The organism is Desulfosporosinus sp. Sb-LF (genome assembly GCF_004766055.1).
Taxonomy (GTDB): domain Bacteria; phylum Bacillota; class Desulfitobacteriia; order Desulfitobacteriales; family Desulfitobacteriaceae; genus Desulfosporosinus.
This window is the reverse complement of sequence record NZ_SPQR01000003.1, coordinates 40,536-56,792: the sequence shown is the minus strand read 5'-3', so window position 1 is coordinate 56,792 and position 16,257 is coordinate 40,536. Positions and strand designations below refer to the sequence as shown.

Genomic DNA, 16,257 nt, shown 5'->3' with positions numbered 1-16,257 from the left:
TATTACAAAAAAGAGGTTATAAGATTTCCATGTAGAAATACAAGGTTTAAAGGGATTCGAGAGGGAAACGGAGTGACATTAAAATCATGGACAAAGAGATTGGAACAACAAAATCGGTCATTAACTATGGAATACGAATTAAATTACAGTTAGGCTTTTTGGCTGTTTTGTTACTTACTCTGCTGGTAGGGGGCGTGGGTTATTACGGTGTTTATCAGATCAATCGAGGAGCAGAGGATTTAGGTGGGCATTGGTTGAAAGGAACAAGTTCCTTGGCACAAGTGGTTGAGGATACAGAAGACACTCGGCGCACTCTTTTGTTAGGATTTACAATGCGGGCTGATGCGAGAGTTTTTCAGGACGATAAAGCTCAATTCCTAAATTTTAAAACCAAATGGGAGAATGATTTTACCACATATGAACAATACGTAACAACTTCGGAGGGGAAAGCAAGAAATCAAGCAATGCGGCAATCATTTAATGCCTATATGGCGGATGCTGACCAAATTTGGAAGTTGGTGGAGGTTGGTAAGGATGTTGAGGCCCGTCCTATACTAACGGATAAGAGCAAAGCAAGTTTTGAACTCCTCCTAAAAAATATGGAAGATCAGATGGCTTTTATGGCTACTGGAGGGGCCCAAGCTGTTGCAAATGCGGATGCCAAAAAGAGTTCTGTTATAAGACTTCTTATTATTTTCGTAGCAATTGCCTTGATCGGGGGAACGGTTTTGGCCATTATGCTGGCGCGACATATTAGTCGTCCTCTATCTGCAGTCACGAAGGTCGCACAAGCCGTGGCTGATGGAGACTTGAACGTGGAAATGCCTGAAATCAGAAATAGAGATGAAATCGGTGTTCTATCCCGAGCTGTTGGTGAGATGGTGCATTCGCTAAGAGAAGTTATTGGAGAAGTTCTAACACAGTCTGAAAGTGTGGCGGCAACTAGTCAAGAATTATCAGCTGCAGCGGAGGAAGCGACTGCTGCAAGTGAACAGGTTTCTGACACTCTAGCTCAACTCGCGTCGGGGGCGACAAACCAGGCGACATCAGTGAAGGATACTGGTGTTGTCATCGAGCAGTTGTCAGCTAGTGCCCAACAGGTAGCCGCGAATGCGGAAATCGCTAGCCAAAGTAGTGGAAAGGCAGCACAGGCTGCTGAATTAGGGGCTCTTCAGGCGGAAAATGCTGTGCAGAAAATAGAGCATATCCGAGAAGTATCGACGCAAACAGGTGAAGCAGTATTTAAGCTGGGAGATCAATCCCAGCAGATCGGACAAATCGTCGATGTCATTAAGGGAATTGCCGAACAGACTAACTTACTAGCTTTAAATGCGGCCATTGAGGCTGCACGTGCTGGTGAACAAGGGCGAGGCTTTGCTGTTGTCGCTGAAGAGGTACGGAAATTAGCGGAACAATCATCGACATCCGCAACTCAGATAGCCATATTAATTGGAAATATTCAACGAGAGACGGAACGTGCCGTCAATATGATGGAAAAAGGTAAGGGAGAAGTGGACGCGGGAGTCGAAGCGGTTAATTTAGCGGGGAATTCCTTCCGTACCATTGTTGAAGAGATCAACACAGTTGTTGAACAGATTCGGCAGGTAACAGCCGCGTCACAGCAAATGGCCAGCGGGACCACTCAAACCGTTACAGCAGTGGAAAGTATAGGCGTAATTGCTGAGCAAAGTGCAGCCAGTGCAGAAGAGGTTTCCGCCGCTTCTGAGGAACAAGCTGCTACTATGGTATCAGTAAGTCAATCCGCTGAAAGCTTAGCTAAGCTCGGGGAAAGCCTAATGAGTGCTGTTGCTAAATTTAAGATTTAGGCGTTCATAGCTATCATGCTATCAATGGACTTCGGCGTCAATACAATCTAGGGACAAGTCCTGTTTGTCGTGATTAAACGCTTCATTGCCTGAATTCGCTCAATATCGCTTATAAATCAATCAATAAAAATCAAGTAGAAAAAAGCACCTGTTTTACTAGGTGCTTTTTTCTACTATCTGTTAGTATTTTTTTCTTCAGATCCTCAAAACGTTCCAAACCCCATCTACCAGGCCCAGTGAAAGTTTCTTAGATTAGATATTGCGGAGAATTTGCGTCAATGAGCGCAGACGCCTAGGTGTTAAGAAACGCAATAACGAACATGCACGGAACAGGATGTTCCTAGTGTTGTATGCGTACTTCCTCCTCCGATGAATGCAGCATGAGAGTCCATGTGCTTCCGCGAATGCGGTGCTATGCCAAATCAAAAAGCTCTCTCAGTTCTTTTTCGGATAATTTAGAAAGCATAGTTTCTCCCGGTTGAATTACGGAATCAATTAACGTTTTTTTCTTAGTTTGTAAAGCGTTAATTTTTTCTTCGACGGTTCCCTGGGTAATAAGTTTGATCACCTGAACTGCGTTTTCTTGACCGATGCGGTGAGCCCTATCAGTTGCTTGGTCTTCCACTGCGGGGTTCCACCAGGGATCGTAGTGAATGACCATGTCGGCGCCGGTGAGATTTAAGCCAGTGCCGCCAGCTTTTAAAGAGATAAGGAAGACTTTACCTTGGCCTGAGTTGAAGGAATTGGCCATTTTTACGCGTTCTGCCGCTTTGGTCGAACCCGAAAGATAGAAGTGTTCAATGCCTTCCGAGGCTAGATGACTTTGGATGATATCGAGCATTGTCGTGAATTGGGAGAAAATAAGGATACGGTGGCCACTGCCTAGAGCATCGGCTAATAGTTCCTGTAATAACAGCATTTTGCCGCTATCTCCGCTATAATTCTCTAAAAACATAGCTGGATGACAGCAAATTTGCCTCAGCCTAGTTAAAGCTGCCAATATCTTCATTTGGCTTTTGCTAAAACCCACGGCGGCAATTTCTTGGGCTATTTGCCCTTTTGCTTCGTGTAAATAGGCTAAGTATAACTTTTTTTGTTCTTCTGTTAAAGGAGCATTAAGCTGGGTTTCGATCTTGTCGGGCAGTTCCTTGAGGACATCTTTCTTAAGCCTTCGCATAATAAAGGGGTTGGCATGACGGCTTAGTTCTTCCAGTGATTTGGAGTCCGCATCCTTGATGATTGGCAGTTCGTATTTCTTGCGGAACTCCTGGTGGGAGAGAAGATAGCCAGGCATGATGAAATTAAAGAGGGACCAAAGTTCCGAAAGTGAGTTCTCAATGGGCGTGCCCGTTAGTGCAAAATAACCTTTGGCCCGAATCTTCTGGACGGACTTGGCGTTAAGGGTTTGGGGGTTTTTGGTGTGCTGTGCCTCATCTAGAAAACAATAGGAAAAGTCAAATTCGGTGAATTTCTCAATATCTCGCCGTAATACGGGGTAAGAGGTAACCACAAGATCCCATTGGTTAATATCGATCAATAGAGCCTCCCGTTCCTGGGGAGTGCCTTCGACGACCAACACTTGCAAGGTTGGGGTGAACTTCTTCGCTTCCTCTTGCCAGTTGTAGATCAACGATGTGGGGGCGATGACCAATGCGGGGTGGGTAGCTGTCGGCTTTTCTGACAAAATGAAGGAGAGGACCTGTAATGTCTTACCAAGCCCCATGTCATCGGCTAAGATACCGCCAAGTCCATACGAGGCCAGAGTTTTTAACCATTTAAAGCCGGTTTTCTGGTAATCTCGCAAGATATGCTGAAGCTCTCCTGGAATTTCAAACTCCCCGTCCTGAGGCTCTAGGATGCTTTGAACCAATTGCTTGAACGCTTTGTTGCGTTGCACTCCTGGCAGGTTGGCCTGGCGTAAGAAACTGTCGATATACAGGGCTCTATACTTCGGCAGACTGAGGAGTTTGTTGTTGAGATCATCGGCGCTCAGGTCCAAGTTTTCAATGAGTTGAGAGACGGCATCTAACTCGGGCTGGTTCAAATCAAGAAAGGAGCCGTCTCGAAGGCGATGATATTTTTTCTTTAAATGAAGAGAATGAAAAATGTCCGTTAATTCGTCATGAGCAATCTCGGTGTATTGGAATGATATTTCTAAGATATCCAGAGTTTCATTCAGACGAACCTGGCCTGAGAATGTGGTAGAGGTTCGAATTTTAAGTTTAAATTGATCGGAATAGTATAATTCGGCAAGGTCTCGAAGTTTAGGAAGCCAGTTCACCGTGAATTCAAAGATTTTATCATCCTCTTCAAGGTGGATTTTACCCTTAGAGACAATAAAATCGGCTTGTTCAAGAATGTTCAGGATTTGTCGTTCTTGCTCTACAGATCGGATAAGGATAACTTCATTGGAAGCTGACTCATTGCTGGTTTCACGGGAAGAGGCAAACGGGTTGATGGTGGTCGCGCCATAGTGAAAAGCCACGCGAGCAGTGATACCCATATCGTCCAAATCGTGCGCACGATCAAAATAAATTTTGGCCTCTAGAGTTTCCTGGTTAAATTTCTCTCCGAGTGTGGGCTCAATAGTCACTTGTCCCAGTTTCCAGATTAGAGGCAGGGCCTCTGAGGCAAAAAACTCTTTCTGTGCGGCAGGGATCAATAGATTAGTCATAGATCCTTTGCGAAGCGCAGTTAGAATTGGAGGAAGAAGGTCTTTTTGTGTTGTAGAAGCAAGGTAGATGTTCTGCCGGTATGCGTAATAGCTTCCATCGGGGGTTAGTTGGAGGGGCACTTCTTCATTGCCTAGGGCCAAGGTTAGATCCTGACCTTGGGCTTGAAGTGAGAATTCCATAGGCATCCCTTGCCGAATAATCTGGGAGGTTTGCGGATTAGCAGAACCGATGTTCCATAGAAACGGCTTATCCCCTAAAGCGTCCAGAAACTTTTTTAAATAATAGCCACTCAAGGGTACAGACTTTTGACTTAGTAGGGTCGTGGAATAAAAAGGGCCTTGCATTTCGGTTAAGGCTGTATGTTGCTCAAACATTTCTTGCAGCATGGAGATCAGGGCTTGATCTTCCTCTTTAAAGGCCTGGCGTGACGGTTCAAGTGTGAACTGCTTGCCGAATTCTAGGGATCGCCCTGTTTTTAAAGAAGTAAGTAATTGGCCAATGTCTTTGACGACATAGAGGCGCTGTAGACCCAGTTTAAGTTGCAAGTGGGCAGAAAGACGATGTCCGGGCATGATTAGCAGCTCTACATTTAGGTTCAGCTCGTCTTGGGGGGAGTCTGTATGATGATTGGCAAAGACAGCCAGAAGGTCTTCGACAACGCGGTTCTGGACCACGGGGTTAGGCCAGGCTAATGGCAACTTTTGCTGAGCTGCTTTTAACACGGCAATGACATGTTTGCAGGCACCAGGATAGTCTGCAAAGCCCAGGCAATTGCAGCGGTATGAGCGTATAGAGGTATCTTTATCAAATGATACCTGCACGGTATAATGTAATCCGACAACCACAGAAGCGTTGACCATACTTTTCTCAGAAGAGAAAACGAAATTGCTGACCCTATTGTCCATGTAATAAGAAACGCCCTTTTTGTAGACGTGGTCATTATCAGCTAGATCTAGAATTTGTTTCTCAGTAATGTTAAAGCGAGGCATGAAGAAAGACTCCTTTGCAGGTATTAGTCTTTAGAATAGTTTGAGGTTATCAGTTAAGAATATCATAATTGTCACCCGCTAGTCTAATTAATCCCGCTAAAAACTCGAAATCATCTGAAGGTCAAAGGTGTCGGATCTTTATGCATCTAAGATTTCTATAGAGGTGTCACTCATTTAATGAGTAAACACTATCATAATTAATTTAATTACTCATTTATCTTTAGGGAATATTTTGGTATAATGCATATATCTTATCTCTAAATTAATGGATCACTAAACATGTAAATGAGGGATTATTTAATGTCTGATCAAATACCTATTTTTCAACACTTCGGGTTAGGGGGAGAACGATTGTATGGGGAATTAACAGACAAACAATGGAAAATACTAAAAGCTGCACTTACAGTATTCACAGAAAAAGGATACAGTGCATCCACTACCAGCGAGATCGCTCGTGTAGCTGGAGTTGCGGAAGGTACCATCTTTCGACACTTTAAAACAAAGAAGGAAATTTTGTTGGCAACGTTAATTCCCCTGGTGCAAAATTTTATTGGTCCAGGAGTAGATAATTCTCTGCACGATCTCCTGTTGCAATATGATCATTTACCCATGGAAGATGTGCTCCTACTCATACTTGAAGATCGTCAAAAACATGTCACGGCCTTATGGCCCTTACTTCGTATTGTAATCATTGAAGCAAATTTTCATCCTGAACTGAAGGATGCCTTGATTAATGATGTGGTAGGGCGCGTTCAGGAATCATTTTTAGCTTTTTTACAGCAGCGTCAATTCAAAGGGGAATTGAGAGACGACCTGGATGCCTGGACAATGATGCGTAGCATCGTCGGAGCAGTTGTGATTTATCTTGTATCCCGTTCGCTGTTTCCAGAACGTGAACAGGGAAAAGACAATCGGCAGGAACTTAGAGCCATTGTGGACATTTTTCTGCGGGGAACCCAAATACAGTCGTAGGTCATGAAGAGGAGAAGGGGGAGAAACATGAGAAAGAAAATCACGATTGTTGTCATTGCTCTAGTCCTCATTACCCTGTCGATCTGGGGTAACAGATATTTTAACCACTCTACGGAGACTAATACGTATTCTGGGACGATTGAAGGTACGGAACTTCCTGTGCAGCCAGAGTTGGGCGGCAGAATCGTCGAACTGCTGGTGCATGAAGGTCAGCTCATTAAAGCGGGCGATATTATTGCCAAATTGGATGACAGTCAGGCTAAAATATCTTTGGATACTGCGAAGAGCCAGCAGGCACAGGCGCAAGCTAAACTCAATGACCTCTTGGGAGGAGCGCGGGCGGAAGAAATTCGACGGCTTAAGGAAATGCTGACAGTTGCTAGTGCTAATGCAGCGGCTTTAGCCCCGAATCTTCAGTTCGAAGAGAATAATCTCACCAATGATCAAAAACTCTACGCGGCTGGTTCCATAAGTAAGCAAATTGTGGATGCTCAGCAAAACAAACTTGACACACTCAAAGCTCAGTATGAGGGTGCACAAGCAAATGTTAGTGCTGCTCAGGCTAGTCTAGACCAAGCGCAAGCTGGTAACACACAACCTGCGATTCAGGCCCAGAAAGCGGCTGTTGATATTACAGCCCAATCCGTTAAAGCTGCAGAGCTGAGTATAAACAAACTAACTATTAAGAGTCCGTCAAGCGGTCAAGTTCTTTACAAGCATGTCGAGTTAGGTCAGGTTGTCAATCCTGGTACAACGTTGGTGACGATGCTTGATCCGTTGGATTTGTGGATTAAAATATATGTCCCTGAAGCAAAGCTTAGCCAGGTAAAAGTGGGAGAAGAAGCTTCGATCGCTGTGGATTCTTACCCTGGAAAAACGTTCAAAGGACAAATTCAATATATAAGTAACCAGGCAGAATTCACTCCTAAGAACGTACAGACGAAAGAGGAACGAACAACCACCGTCTATGCCGTTAAACTTAGTATTACCGAAGGTAAAGATCAGTTGAAAGCGGGTATGCCTGCAGATGTGACCCTGCGATAGAGGAGTGAGGCAAATGGATATGGCCATTGATTGCCAGAGTTTGGTTAAACGGTTTGGTACTTATACAGCGGTTCGGGGAGTAACCTTTCAACTTCCTACCGGAGCGATTATGGGTTTTGTTGGGCCGAATGGCGCTGGAAAAACAACCATTATCCGCATGGTTTGTGGAGTCCTGGTGCCAACGGAGGGGCAGGCTACAGTGCTTGGCTACGACGTTAGAACTCAGCCTGAAGAAATCAAACAGCGTATCGGTTATATGTCTCAAAAATTTAGCCTCTATGATGATCTAACCGTAAGCGAGAATCTTGATTTCTATGCTGGGGTATACAATCTACGTGGAAAAATGGCCCGTGCTCAGAAAGAACGGGTGATTGAACGGATCGGCTTGGCCGAGCGAACGTCACAAATGGTCTCTTCTCTTTCGGGTGGTTGGAAGCAAAGAGTGGCTTTGGCGTGTGCTTTACTGCATAATCCGCAACTACTCATTTTGGATGAACCGACGGCTGGAGTGGATCCAGTCTCTCGACGGATTTTTTGGGACTTGATTCATCAACTTGCCAAAGAGGGGATGACGATTCTGGTCAGCACTCACTATATGGATGAAGCTGCCAGTTGTGATTACTTGGGTTTTGTCTTTTATGGAAGGTTGATCGCGTTTGGATCGCCGGAAGATATGAAGAAAAGAGGATCGAGAGATAATTTAGATGATCTTTTCATTTATTACGTTGAACACGAAGCCTCGGAAGACCCTCGCAACCTTGCGATTAATAAAGGAGGACGGGGGTAATGCAACGATTTTCTTGGGTGCGTTTCATAGCGGTCTTGAAGAAAGAATTCATCCATATCCTCCGAGATCGAGCCAGTTTGGTCATGGCCATTGCCATGCCGCTCGGGATGCTCCTCTTGTTCGGCTATGCGGTAAACACGGATGTGGAGCACCTTCCTACGGTGGTTTGGGACCAATCCCAAACAGCTGATAGTAGGGATCTTATTGCTTCCGTTCGTAACACTCAATACATGAATCCGGATACGTTTGTTCATGGTTATAAGGAGATAGAAGGTAACCTGGATAGTGGCAAAGCACGGGCAGCACTCATTATTCCTCCGAATTTTGGAAGGAAACTACAGGGCAAAGAACAGGCAACTATTCAGGTTTTGGTTGATGGCTCGGATCCTACCGTAGCCCGGGCAGTCATGTCCGCAGTTCAAATGCTTGGACTGAATAAATCGTTGCAGCTCCAGAGTGAACGCTTTATTGCCTCAGGCACTGCCGAAAATACGGGCCTGCCGCTCAATATGGAGACTAGAGTCTGGTACAACCCGGATATGAAATCAAAGGTCTTTAACATTCCAGCCTTAATCGGTCTCATCCTGCAAAATGTAATTGCGATGTTGACCTCATTTGCCATTGTGAGGGAAAAGGAACGCGGCACTATGGAACAATTGATCGTGACCCCGATTCGTTCCCTTGAATTACTTCTGGGTAAGCTCCTTCCTTTCGTGTTTATCGGATTTGTTTCCCTGTCCCTGATTCTGGCGACAGGAATTTTCTGGTTCGGTGTAGTGCCGATCGGTAGCATACCGCTCCTTATCTTGCTGTCTAGTATTTTCCTATTCACCATCTTGGCAATCGGTCTCTTAATCTCTAGCGTCGCCAAGACTCAGCTACAGGCGATGCAAATGACGTTCATCTTGATCTTACCCTCCATCCTTTTGTCGGGATTTATCTTTCCTCGGGAAACCATGCCTAAGTTGTTACAAATTATGGGCGGGTTATTACCTCTTACCTACTTTTTAGAAATCGTGCGAGGGATTTTCCTCAAAGGCGTGGGAATCGAGTATCTTTGGCAGGACACATTAACGTTATGCGCTTTTGCTATTATTTTGTTGGCAATCGCATCAAAGAAATTTAAGAAGAATTTGGATTAAGCGTGGGTCTAAAAGTCAAGCAATTATTAATAATTGTATAGACACAGGACGGCAGGAAATAGTGATACAGGTGTAGAAGTTTACGGCAGAAAGAACAAATTCATGAATCGTTCTTAATCGAAAAATGAAAAAGACTGTTCGAAAGCTGGAATATATGTCGACACACCTTCTTTTTGTATGGAAATAAATAGTAATTTTTGGTATGATATACCTACCTTGTTAATAAGACTGACAAGACTATTAAGCTTAGGGGGGATGTTATGTGCTTATTACCTGTGACAATAACATGCAAATGGGTTATATCTACTTAATGCCTGATGAAACAACTTCAGAGTATACCCTCGAGAAAAGTGATATTGGGCTTTATTATGATGTAGACAGCCTCAGCATCCCACGAATTAAATGGCTGGGCATGGGCCAAAGTTTGAATCAAATGCGTTTGGCGACTAAGACGTACAGAGAGGCTGTCAATAACCTGTTCCATTGTGAATATTGGAATGACCTCGATAGTGAAGGGTATATGATTGGGATCGAGCTGTATTTGACGGAAGACATCCTCTTGCCTTTAGTTGCACACCAAGCCTTTAAGCTTTATGATATACGTTGGCGTAACCTCGATTTTAGAGTGCTCACTTTGGATGCCTATCATGATGTTCTGAATAAGAACAATGTAATATATCCTTTATCCACCGAAAAGGACGCATTTGTAATAGTTGCCATCGATCCGGTATCTAACGTAGGTAAAATTATGGCATTAATCTCAGCTAGGGATGATTTATACCCGATAGACTATCTACGGAAACCACTGTTTATGCTAGCTAATTCAAGTCGCTTTTTTAATTAAAACTAAATGTTCATGAATCAACCCCATATCACGTTTTAGTGTTATGGGGTTGATTCATGAACTATTTCTCTGGTTCAATTTTGAGAGATGAAAATGTTTTCCGGGCTAGAGCAATTTCCTCTCGTAGTTCTTTGATTCTTTCTAAAACGATCGATTGCAGTTCATCTAATTCTTGAGGTGGCATTTTTTGGAGAAGGATATAAAGTTCATCAGGCTCTAGCTCTAGAAATTCTTCAATATTCAAAGATTATTCCTCCTTATTACAATTGATTTTTTGTATCCTCGTCAACTGGGTTAAACAATCAGTACGGTACCCCTGTCCACATAATCAACATATGTTCCAAATTAATCCCGGGTTCCTATCCATTGGAAATGAAGTAAACAAGAGGGCTTAAAGCAGACGTCTTTAAGCCCTCTTGTCTTTATACACGAGACAAACGTATCTGATTCTGGTACAATCAAATTACGTTTGTTATGAAGGAATTCGCTGAACTTTGCCGAATGAAGGGTGTAGGGGGAGAATTGAAAGAAGAGAGGTACAGATTGTATTATGCTTACTGTGGAAAAAATCGGTGGAACGTCAATGTCCCAATTTCAGAATGTACTTAACGACATCATAGGCCATCCAGGTTCTAAAGGGTTTCGGTATGGAAGAGTATTTGTTGTCTCTGCTTATGCTGGAGTAACTAATATGCTTCTTGAAGATAAAAAGACAAAGGCTCCGGGTATTTACCAGTGCTTCATCCAGGGTGAAGATTATGAGCCATCCATGGATGAACTGTTGAGCAAGGCACTACAGATTAACGAGTCGTTTACTGATCTTGGTCTAGATACTAAAGTGTGTCGTGAATTCTTAGAAGAACGAGTTAGGCAAACGAAAGCTTATCTAAATAGCATGGAAGACATCATTGCGTCTGGATATGTCGGACGAGACAGTATTTTCTCTGCCGCCAGGGAGCTGCTCGCATCGATTGGAGAAGCTCATTCCGCCTTTAACTCAGTCAATATATTGCGTAATAACGGTATTCTCGCCGAGTTAGTTGACTTGACGGGTTTCCGTGATTCTAAGCAACTCTCAATTAGTGATCGTATTGAGAAATCATTTAAGAACGTAAATCCTCAGGAAGCAATCATCGTGGCTACGGGCTATACGAAAGGGATCGAGGGAATCATGCGAGAATATGAAAGAGGATACTCGGAGATAACCTTTTCCAAAATCGCAACCCATCTTCAAGCAGATGAAGCAATTATACACAAAGAATATCATTTATCCTCAGCCGATCCCAAAATTGTAGGTGTCGACAAAGCGATACCCGTGGGCAGGACAAATTACGATGTAGCAGATCAACTTGCGGATATCGGAATGGAGGCTATTCATCCTAATGCATCGAAACCATTAGAAATGGCTGGAATAAATCTTCGTATAAAGAATACCTTTGAACCTAATCATCCTGGGACTGTAATCTCAAATGATTATATTGGCCCACAGGCTAAGATAGAAATAATCGCAGGCTCTGATAAAATTGCGGTTTTAGAAATTCATGACACTTCGATGGTTGGTGAACCAGGCTTTGATCTAGAAATTATGAAGAAGTTTAGAACCTATAATATTAGCTATATTATGAAAACCACCAATGCAAATAGCATATCCTTAGTAATATGGCAGTCTGACCTTAATGATCTCTTGGTGTCTGAACTTGAAACGGAATATCGAACGGTGACCGTTCAAGAGGCAGCGATCGTTTGTGTGATTGGATCCAATATAGCGATGCCAAGGATTCTAGCAAGAGCAGCGAATGCTTTGGCGAAAAACAACATCAATATCAAGTGCGTATCACAGTCACTTCGCCAGGTCAATATGCAATTTGTGATAGATCGCGAAAAATACACTAAGGCTATTATTTCTTTAAATGAAGATTTATGTCTTGTTGAAAGTCATAATTAGCAACTCTTGTATGACAAGGTATTAAACTCTTGCTACTTTGCCAGGAGAGGAGTAAATTATGTCAGTAGAAAAGGTTAAAGAGTTTTTGAAGCAAAACAACAAAGAGGTTGAGATATTAACTTTTAAGGATACAAGTACAGTAGCCAAAGCTGCAGAGTCGTTAGGAGTAACCCCTGGGGAAATTGCCAAATCCTTGTTGTTTAAAGTGAACGATCGCTTTGTCATGATCCTTACAGCTGGAGATAAGAGAATAGATAATCGGAAATTCAAGGATATCTTTAATACTAAAGCAAAGATGCCTGAAGCAGATGAAGTTGTCGCTGTTACTGGACATCCTGTGGGCGGGGTATGTCCCTTTGGATTACTACAATCCTTACCTATTTATCTGGATTATTCGTTACAAGCTCATACTCGTATTTTTCCTGCTGCTGGTGCATCCAATACTGCTATCAAGTTAAGCGTGGAGGAATTGGAAGAACTAACAGACGGACAGTGGATCGACGTAATTCAAGCATAAATGGCTGTTAACAGCTTTGGCTAAAACTATTCTACGGGAGAACCTACTGGGTTCTCCTTTAAGTTTGACCATTTCCATAATAGGCATTATTATTACACATAGTAAAGAAAGAAGCATCAACGGAAGGAACGAAACTATGCACTCCATTTCACGTAAAAGAGAACAAGGTTTAGGACATTACTTAATCAATAAATATTGGGTCATCGCTATCGCACTGTTTTGCGCGGTTCTTTGGGGAAGTGCCTTCCCAGTTTTGAAAGTAAGCTACGCTGAACTCGGCATAGCCTCGGATGATCGTTATGCGATTATTGTACTCGCAGGGATACGCTTCTTCTTGGCTTCTTTAATCATTTTTTGTTTAATTGTCGTAGGAATTCGTCAATCACCAAAAGTTAAAAGCCAAATGTTACCTCACTTGTTTCTGTTGGGGCTATTACAAATCAGTTTGCAGTATTTCTTTTTCTATAATGGTTTGGCACATACCTCTGGAATGAAGGGTGCCATCTTATCTTCGGCAGGTACCTTTTTTGTGGTTGTATTAGCACATTTTGTTTATGTCGATGATCGCTTGGATTGGCGTAAGCTCTTTGGACTTGTCGCAGGCTTTGCAGGAATTATCATGATCAATGCTGGAGCGCGTTTCACTCTTGACTTCTCTTGGCGGGGAGAAGGTTTTATGATCTTATCGGGTTTAGTGAGTGCCATAGGAACCATTTTTGCAAAACGCCTTTCTAACGTGGTTCATCCTTTTGTTCTGACGGCGTGGCAAATGCTATTGGGGTCCCTACTTCTTATTGCGGTTGGCCTTCCAGGTTTAACACCACACGCCATGGTCTTTACGAACAAAGCGTTACTTCTCCTATTTTATTCGGCGTTTCTCTCAGCAACCGCCTTTTCTCTCTGGTATGCTATTCTAAAATACAATAAGGCAGGAGAAATTAGCGTCTACAAATTTATGACACCCGTTTCTGGAGCTATGTTGTCTGCTTTGTTCATTCCAGGCGAACGATTGACACTTAATATGTTTATGGCTTTAGCGTTAGTTGCTCTTGGGGTAATCATCGTGAATTACAAAACAAGGGTCCCCAAAGAGGAGCTTTAGCCATGGGCATTTGACAAAAGGCACTTCCTGTGCCGTGGCCTGCATTCATTTTATTCAAATTTGCTAAAGTACTCTAGCAATAGTTGCGTTTGGCTGTGAAATCAAGAAAGCAAAAGATAGGAAGTATGATATGGGAAAGACATTAGTATTGACCGAAAAACCGTCGGTGGGTCGTGAAGTTGCGAAGATTCTCAATTGTCATCAAAAGGGCAATGGGTGTTTCGTTGGCTCTAACTACGTTGTGGCTTGGGCACTAGGTCATTTGGTGACGCTTGCGGACCCAGAGTTGTATGATGATAAGTATAAAACTTGGAAGCTGGAAGATTTACCGATGCTTCCTGCTCAGATGGACTTAGTAGTCATGAAAGAAACCTCGAAGCAATTTGGAGTAGTCAAAAGTCTTATGAAAAGTCCCGAGATTGTCGATCTGATTATTGCGACCGACGCTGGGCGGGAAGGCGAACTTGTCGCACGATGGATTATGAAAAAAGCGGGTTGGCGAAAACCCGTTAAGCGATTGTGGATTTCCTCATTAACAGAACGGGCAATCAAGGAAGGGTTTAACAATTTAAAGCCTGGCAGGGATTATGAAGCTTTGTATGCTGCAGCAGAATGTCGAGCAGAAGCAGACTGGTTAGTCGGGTTGAATGTGACCAGAGCCTTAACGTGCAAATATAATGCTCAACTTTCGGCGGGGAGAGTGCAAACCCCCACTCTGGCTATGGTTGTGGAACGAGAAAATGAGATTAAGCAGTTTGTTCCCAAGGACTATTGGTCAATCAACGTCTTAGCAAACGGATTGACACTCCACTGGCAAGATAAAAGTGGACAAACTAGAATTTTTGTTAAAAACAAAGCAGACGAACTGGTGGCTAAAGTGACAGGACAAACGGGGGAAGTCTTGGAAGTCGAAAAAGAATCAAAGAAAGAACTCCCACCACTGGCTTACGATTTGACCGAGCTACAACGCGATGCCAACCGAAAATATGGATTCTCCGCCAAAACGACGTCTTCGGTCATGCAACAGCTTTACGAAAATCACAAGTTGGTAACTTATCCAAGAACAGATTCACGTCATATTAGCGAAGATATCGTTCCGACCTTGCCGGAACGTTTAAAAAGTGTTGCTCTCGGACCTTATGTCGATTTGGCACGTAGTATCTTGAGGAATAAACTCATTATCACAAAACGGTTTGTTGATAGTTCCAAAGTTTCAGATCATCATGCCATTATCCCAACAGAACAACCTCCCACTTTGTCCAGGCTTAGCTCAGAGGAATTGAAAATTTATGATTTGATCGTTAAGCGGTTTCTTGCCGTCCTTTCCCCAGCATTTGAGTATGAGCAAACGATGGTTAAGGTCCTTATCAAAGGAGAAATCTTCACGGCTAAAGGTAAAGTGGTGAAGCTTAAAGGATGGCGCAAGGTCTACGAAGGACAGGGTAACCTAGGCGATGAGGCAGAGGATAGGGAAGTAGAGCAGACTCTCCCGGAACTTCGTAAGAACGAGATTCTTCGAAACCTATCTGTTAAGTTAGGCATGGGCAAAACCAAACCACCTTCAAGGCATACTGAGGCCACGTTGTTGTCCGCTATGGAACACCCCGGAAAGTTAATCGAAGACCAGAAACTTCGGGAAGCGATGGATCAAAGTCATGGACTGGGAACCCCGGCAACACGTGCGGAAATTATTGAGAAACTTTTTAATTCCTTCTATATGAATCGACAAGGCAAAGAAATCATCCCTACGTCTAAGGGGATTCAGCTCATTGGTTTAGTCCCTCCTGAACTTAAATCACCAGAACTCACCGCTAAGTGGGAGCAACAATTGACGGAGATTAGTAAAGGTCGGGCAAACAGTCAAGCGTTTTTGATGAGTATGAGACGGTACGCCACCCAACTTGTGTCTACGGTGGTTGGCAGTGCTCAAACCTTCAAACATGATAACATGACGAGAACAAAGTGTCCTGAATGTGGCAAGTTTTTGCTGCAAGTCAAAGGTAAAAAAGGAGAAATGTATGTCTGCCAGGACCGGGAATGTGGGTATCGAAAGGGTATTTCGCAAACGTCAAACGCGCGGTGTCCTGAATGCCATAAAAAGATGGAGCTTAAGGGTGATGGGGAAAATAAACTGTTCACTTGTGTCTGCGGGCATCGAGAGAAACTATCCACATTTACGAAACGCAGGGAAAGCGAAAAGGGAACTATTAATAAGAAGGAAGTAGGATCGTTTCTTAGAAATCAAAATGATGCAGTGCTGATGAATACGGCCTTGGCGGATGCGTTGGCAAAATTAAAGAAATAGGACTCTACTCTCTTCTGAAAAACTCTGAAAAATATAGGAATACTTTATACATGTAATTGTACTGGTACAGCTATTAATATTTATGTTAAAATACATTTATATGTGTAAA

12 protein-coding genes are annotated in these 16,257 nt (G+C 43.2%); 10 read left to right on the top strand and 2 right to left on the bottom strand.

What is annotated here, in order from left to right; all coding sequences use genetic code 11:
* The first annotated feature begins 86 nt into the window (after positions 1-86).
* On the top strand, positions 87-1,826 hold the full coding sequence (locus E4K68_RS04995; RefSeq protein WP_135377751.1) for a HAMP domain-containing methyl-accepting chemotaxis protein: 1,740 nt from the start codon (positions 87-89) through the stop codon (positions 1,824-1,826).
* A gap of 412 nt (positions 1,827-2,238) precedes the next feature.
* Here the strand turns inward: E4K68_RS04995 and E4K68_RS04990 are convergent, their stop codons facing one another.
* On the bottom strand, positions 2,239-5,490 hold the full coding sequence (locus E4K68_RS04990) for a DEAD/DEAH box helicase (RefSeq protein WP_135377749.1): 3,252 nt from the start codon (positions 5,488-5,490) through the stop codon (positions 2,239-2,241).
* A gap of 300 nt (positions 5,491-5,790) precedes the next feature.
* Here E4K68_RS04990 and E4K68_RS04985 point away from each other — a divergent pair, with 300 nt between their 5' ends.
* From E4K68_RS04985 to E4K68_RS04965, 5 genes are all read left to right on the top strand, one after another.
* Positions 5,791-6,462: a TetR/AcrR family transcriptional regulator gene (locus tag E4K68_RS04985; RefSeq protein ID WP_135377747.1), complete on the top strand. Its 672-nt coding sequence runs from the start codon at positions 5,791-5,793 to the stop codon at positions 6,460-6,462.
* A 27-nt stretch (positions 6,463-6,489) separates the two neighbouring features.
* Positions 6,490-7,506 (top strand): efflux RND transporter periplasmic adaptor subunit, encoded by a 1,017-nt coding sequence (locus E4K68_RS04980; protein ID WP_135377745.1) that lies wholly within the window; start codon positions 6,490-6,492, stop codon positions 7,504-7,506.
* 13 nt (positions 7,507-7,519) lie between these two features.
* A complete protein-coding gene (locus E4K68_RS04975; protein ID WP_135377743.1) occupies positions 7,520-8,293 on the top strand; it encodes an ABC transporter ATP-binding protein in 774 nt (257 codons plus the stop codon).
* Positions 8,293-9,435 (top strand): ABC transporter permease, encoded by a 1,143-nt coding sequence (locus E4K68_RS04970; protein WP_135377741.1) that lies wholly within the window; start codon positions 8,293-8,295, stop codon positions 9,433-9,435. The genes E4K68_RS04975 and E4K68_RS04970 overlap by 1 nt, the downstream gene beginning before the upstream one ends.
* Positions 9,436-9,697: 262 nt before the next feature.
* Positions 9,698-10,279: a hypothetical protein gene (locus E4K68_RS04965; protein ID WP_135377739.1), complete on the top strand. Its 582-nt coding sequence runs from the start codon at positions 9,698-9,700 to the stop codon at positions 10,277-10,279.
* A gap of 61 nt (positions 10,280-10,340) precedes the next feature.
* Here the strand turns inward: E4K68_RS04965 and E4K68_RS04960 are convergent, their stop codons facing one another.
* Positions 10,341-10,523 (bottom strand): hypothetical protein, encoded by a 183-nt coding sequence (locus tag E4K68_RS04960; RefSeq protein ID WP_135377737.1) that lies wholly within the window; start codon positions 10,521-10,523, stop codon positions 10,341-10,343.
* Positions 10,524-10,829: 306 nt separating this feature from the next.
* Here E4K68_RS04960 and E4K68_RS04955 point away from each other — a divergent pair, with 306 nt between their 5' ends.
* The 4 genes from E4K68_RS04955 (at position 10,830) to E4K68_RS04940 (ending at position 16,148) form a co-directional block, all read left to right on the top strand.
* On the top strand, positions 10,830-12,224 hold the full coding sequence (locus E4K68_RS04955) for an aspartate kinase (protein ID WP_135377736.1): 1,395 nt from the start codon (positions 10,830-10,832) through the stop codon (positions 12,222-12,224).
* A gap of 58 nt (positions 12,225-12,282) precedes the next feature.
* A complete protein-coding gene (locus tag E4K68_RS04950) occupies positions 12,283-12,741 on the top strand; it encodes a YbaK/EbsC family protein (protein ID WP_135377734.1) in 459 nt (152 codons plus the stop codon).
* 136 nt (positions 12,742-12,877) lie between these two features.
* Positions 12,878-13,843 (top strand): DMT family transporter, encoded by a 966-nt coding sequence (locus E4K68_RS04945; protein WP_135377733.1) that lies wholly within the window; start codon positions 12,878-12,880, stop codon positions 13,841-13,843.
* A gap of 130 nt (positions 13,844-13,973) precedes the next feature.
* On the top strand, positions 13,974-16,148 hold the full coding sequence (locus tag E4K68_RS04940) for a DNA topoisomerase III (RefSeq protein ID WP_135377731.1): 2,175 nt from the start codon (positions 13,974-13,976) through the stop codon (positions 16,146-16,148).
* Positions 16,149-16,257: the final 109 nt, after the last annotated feature.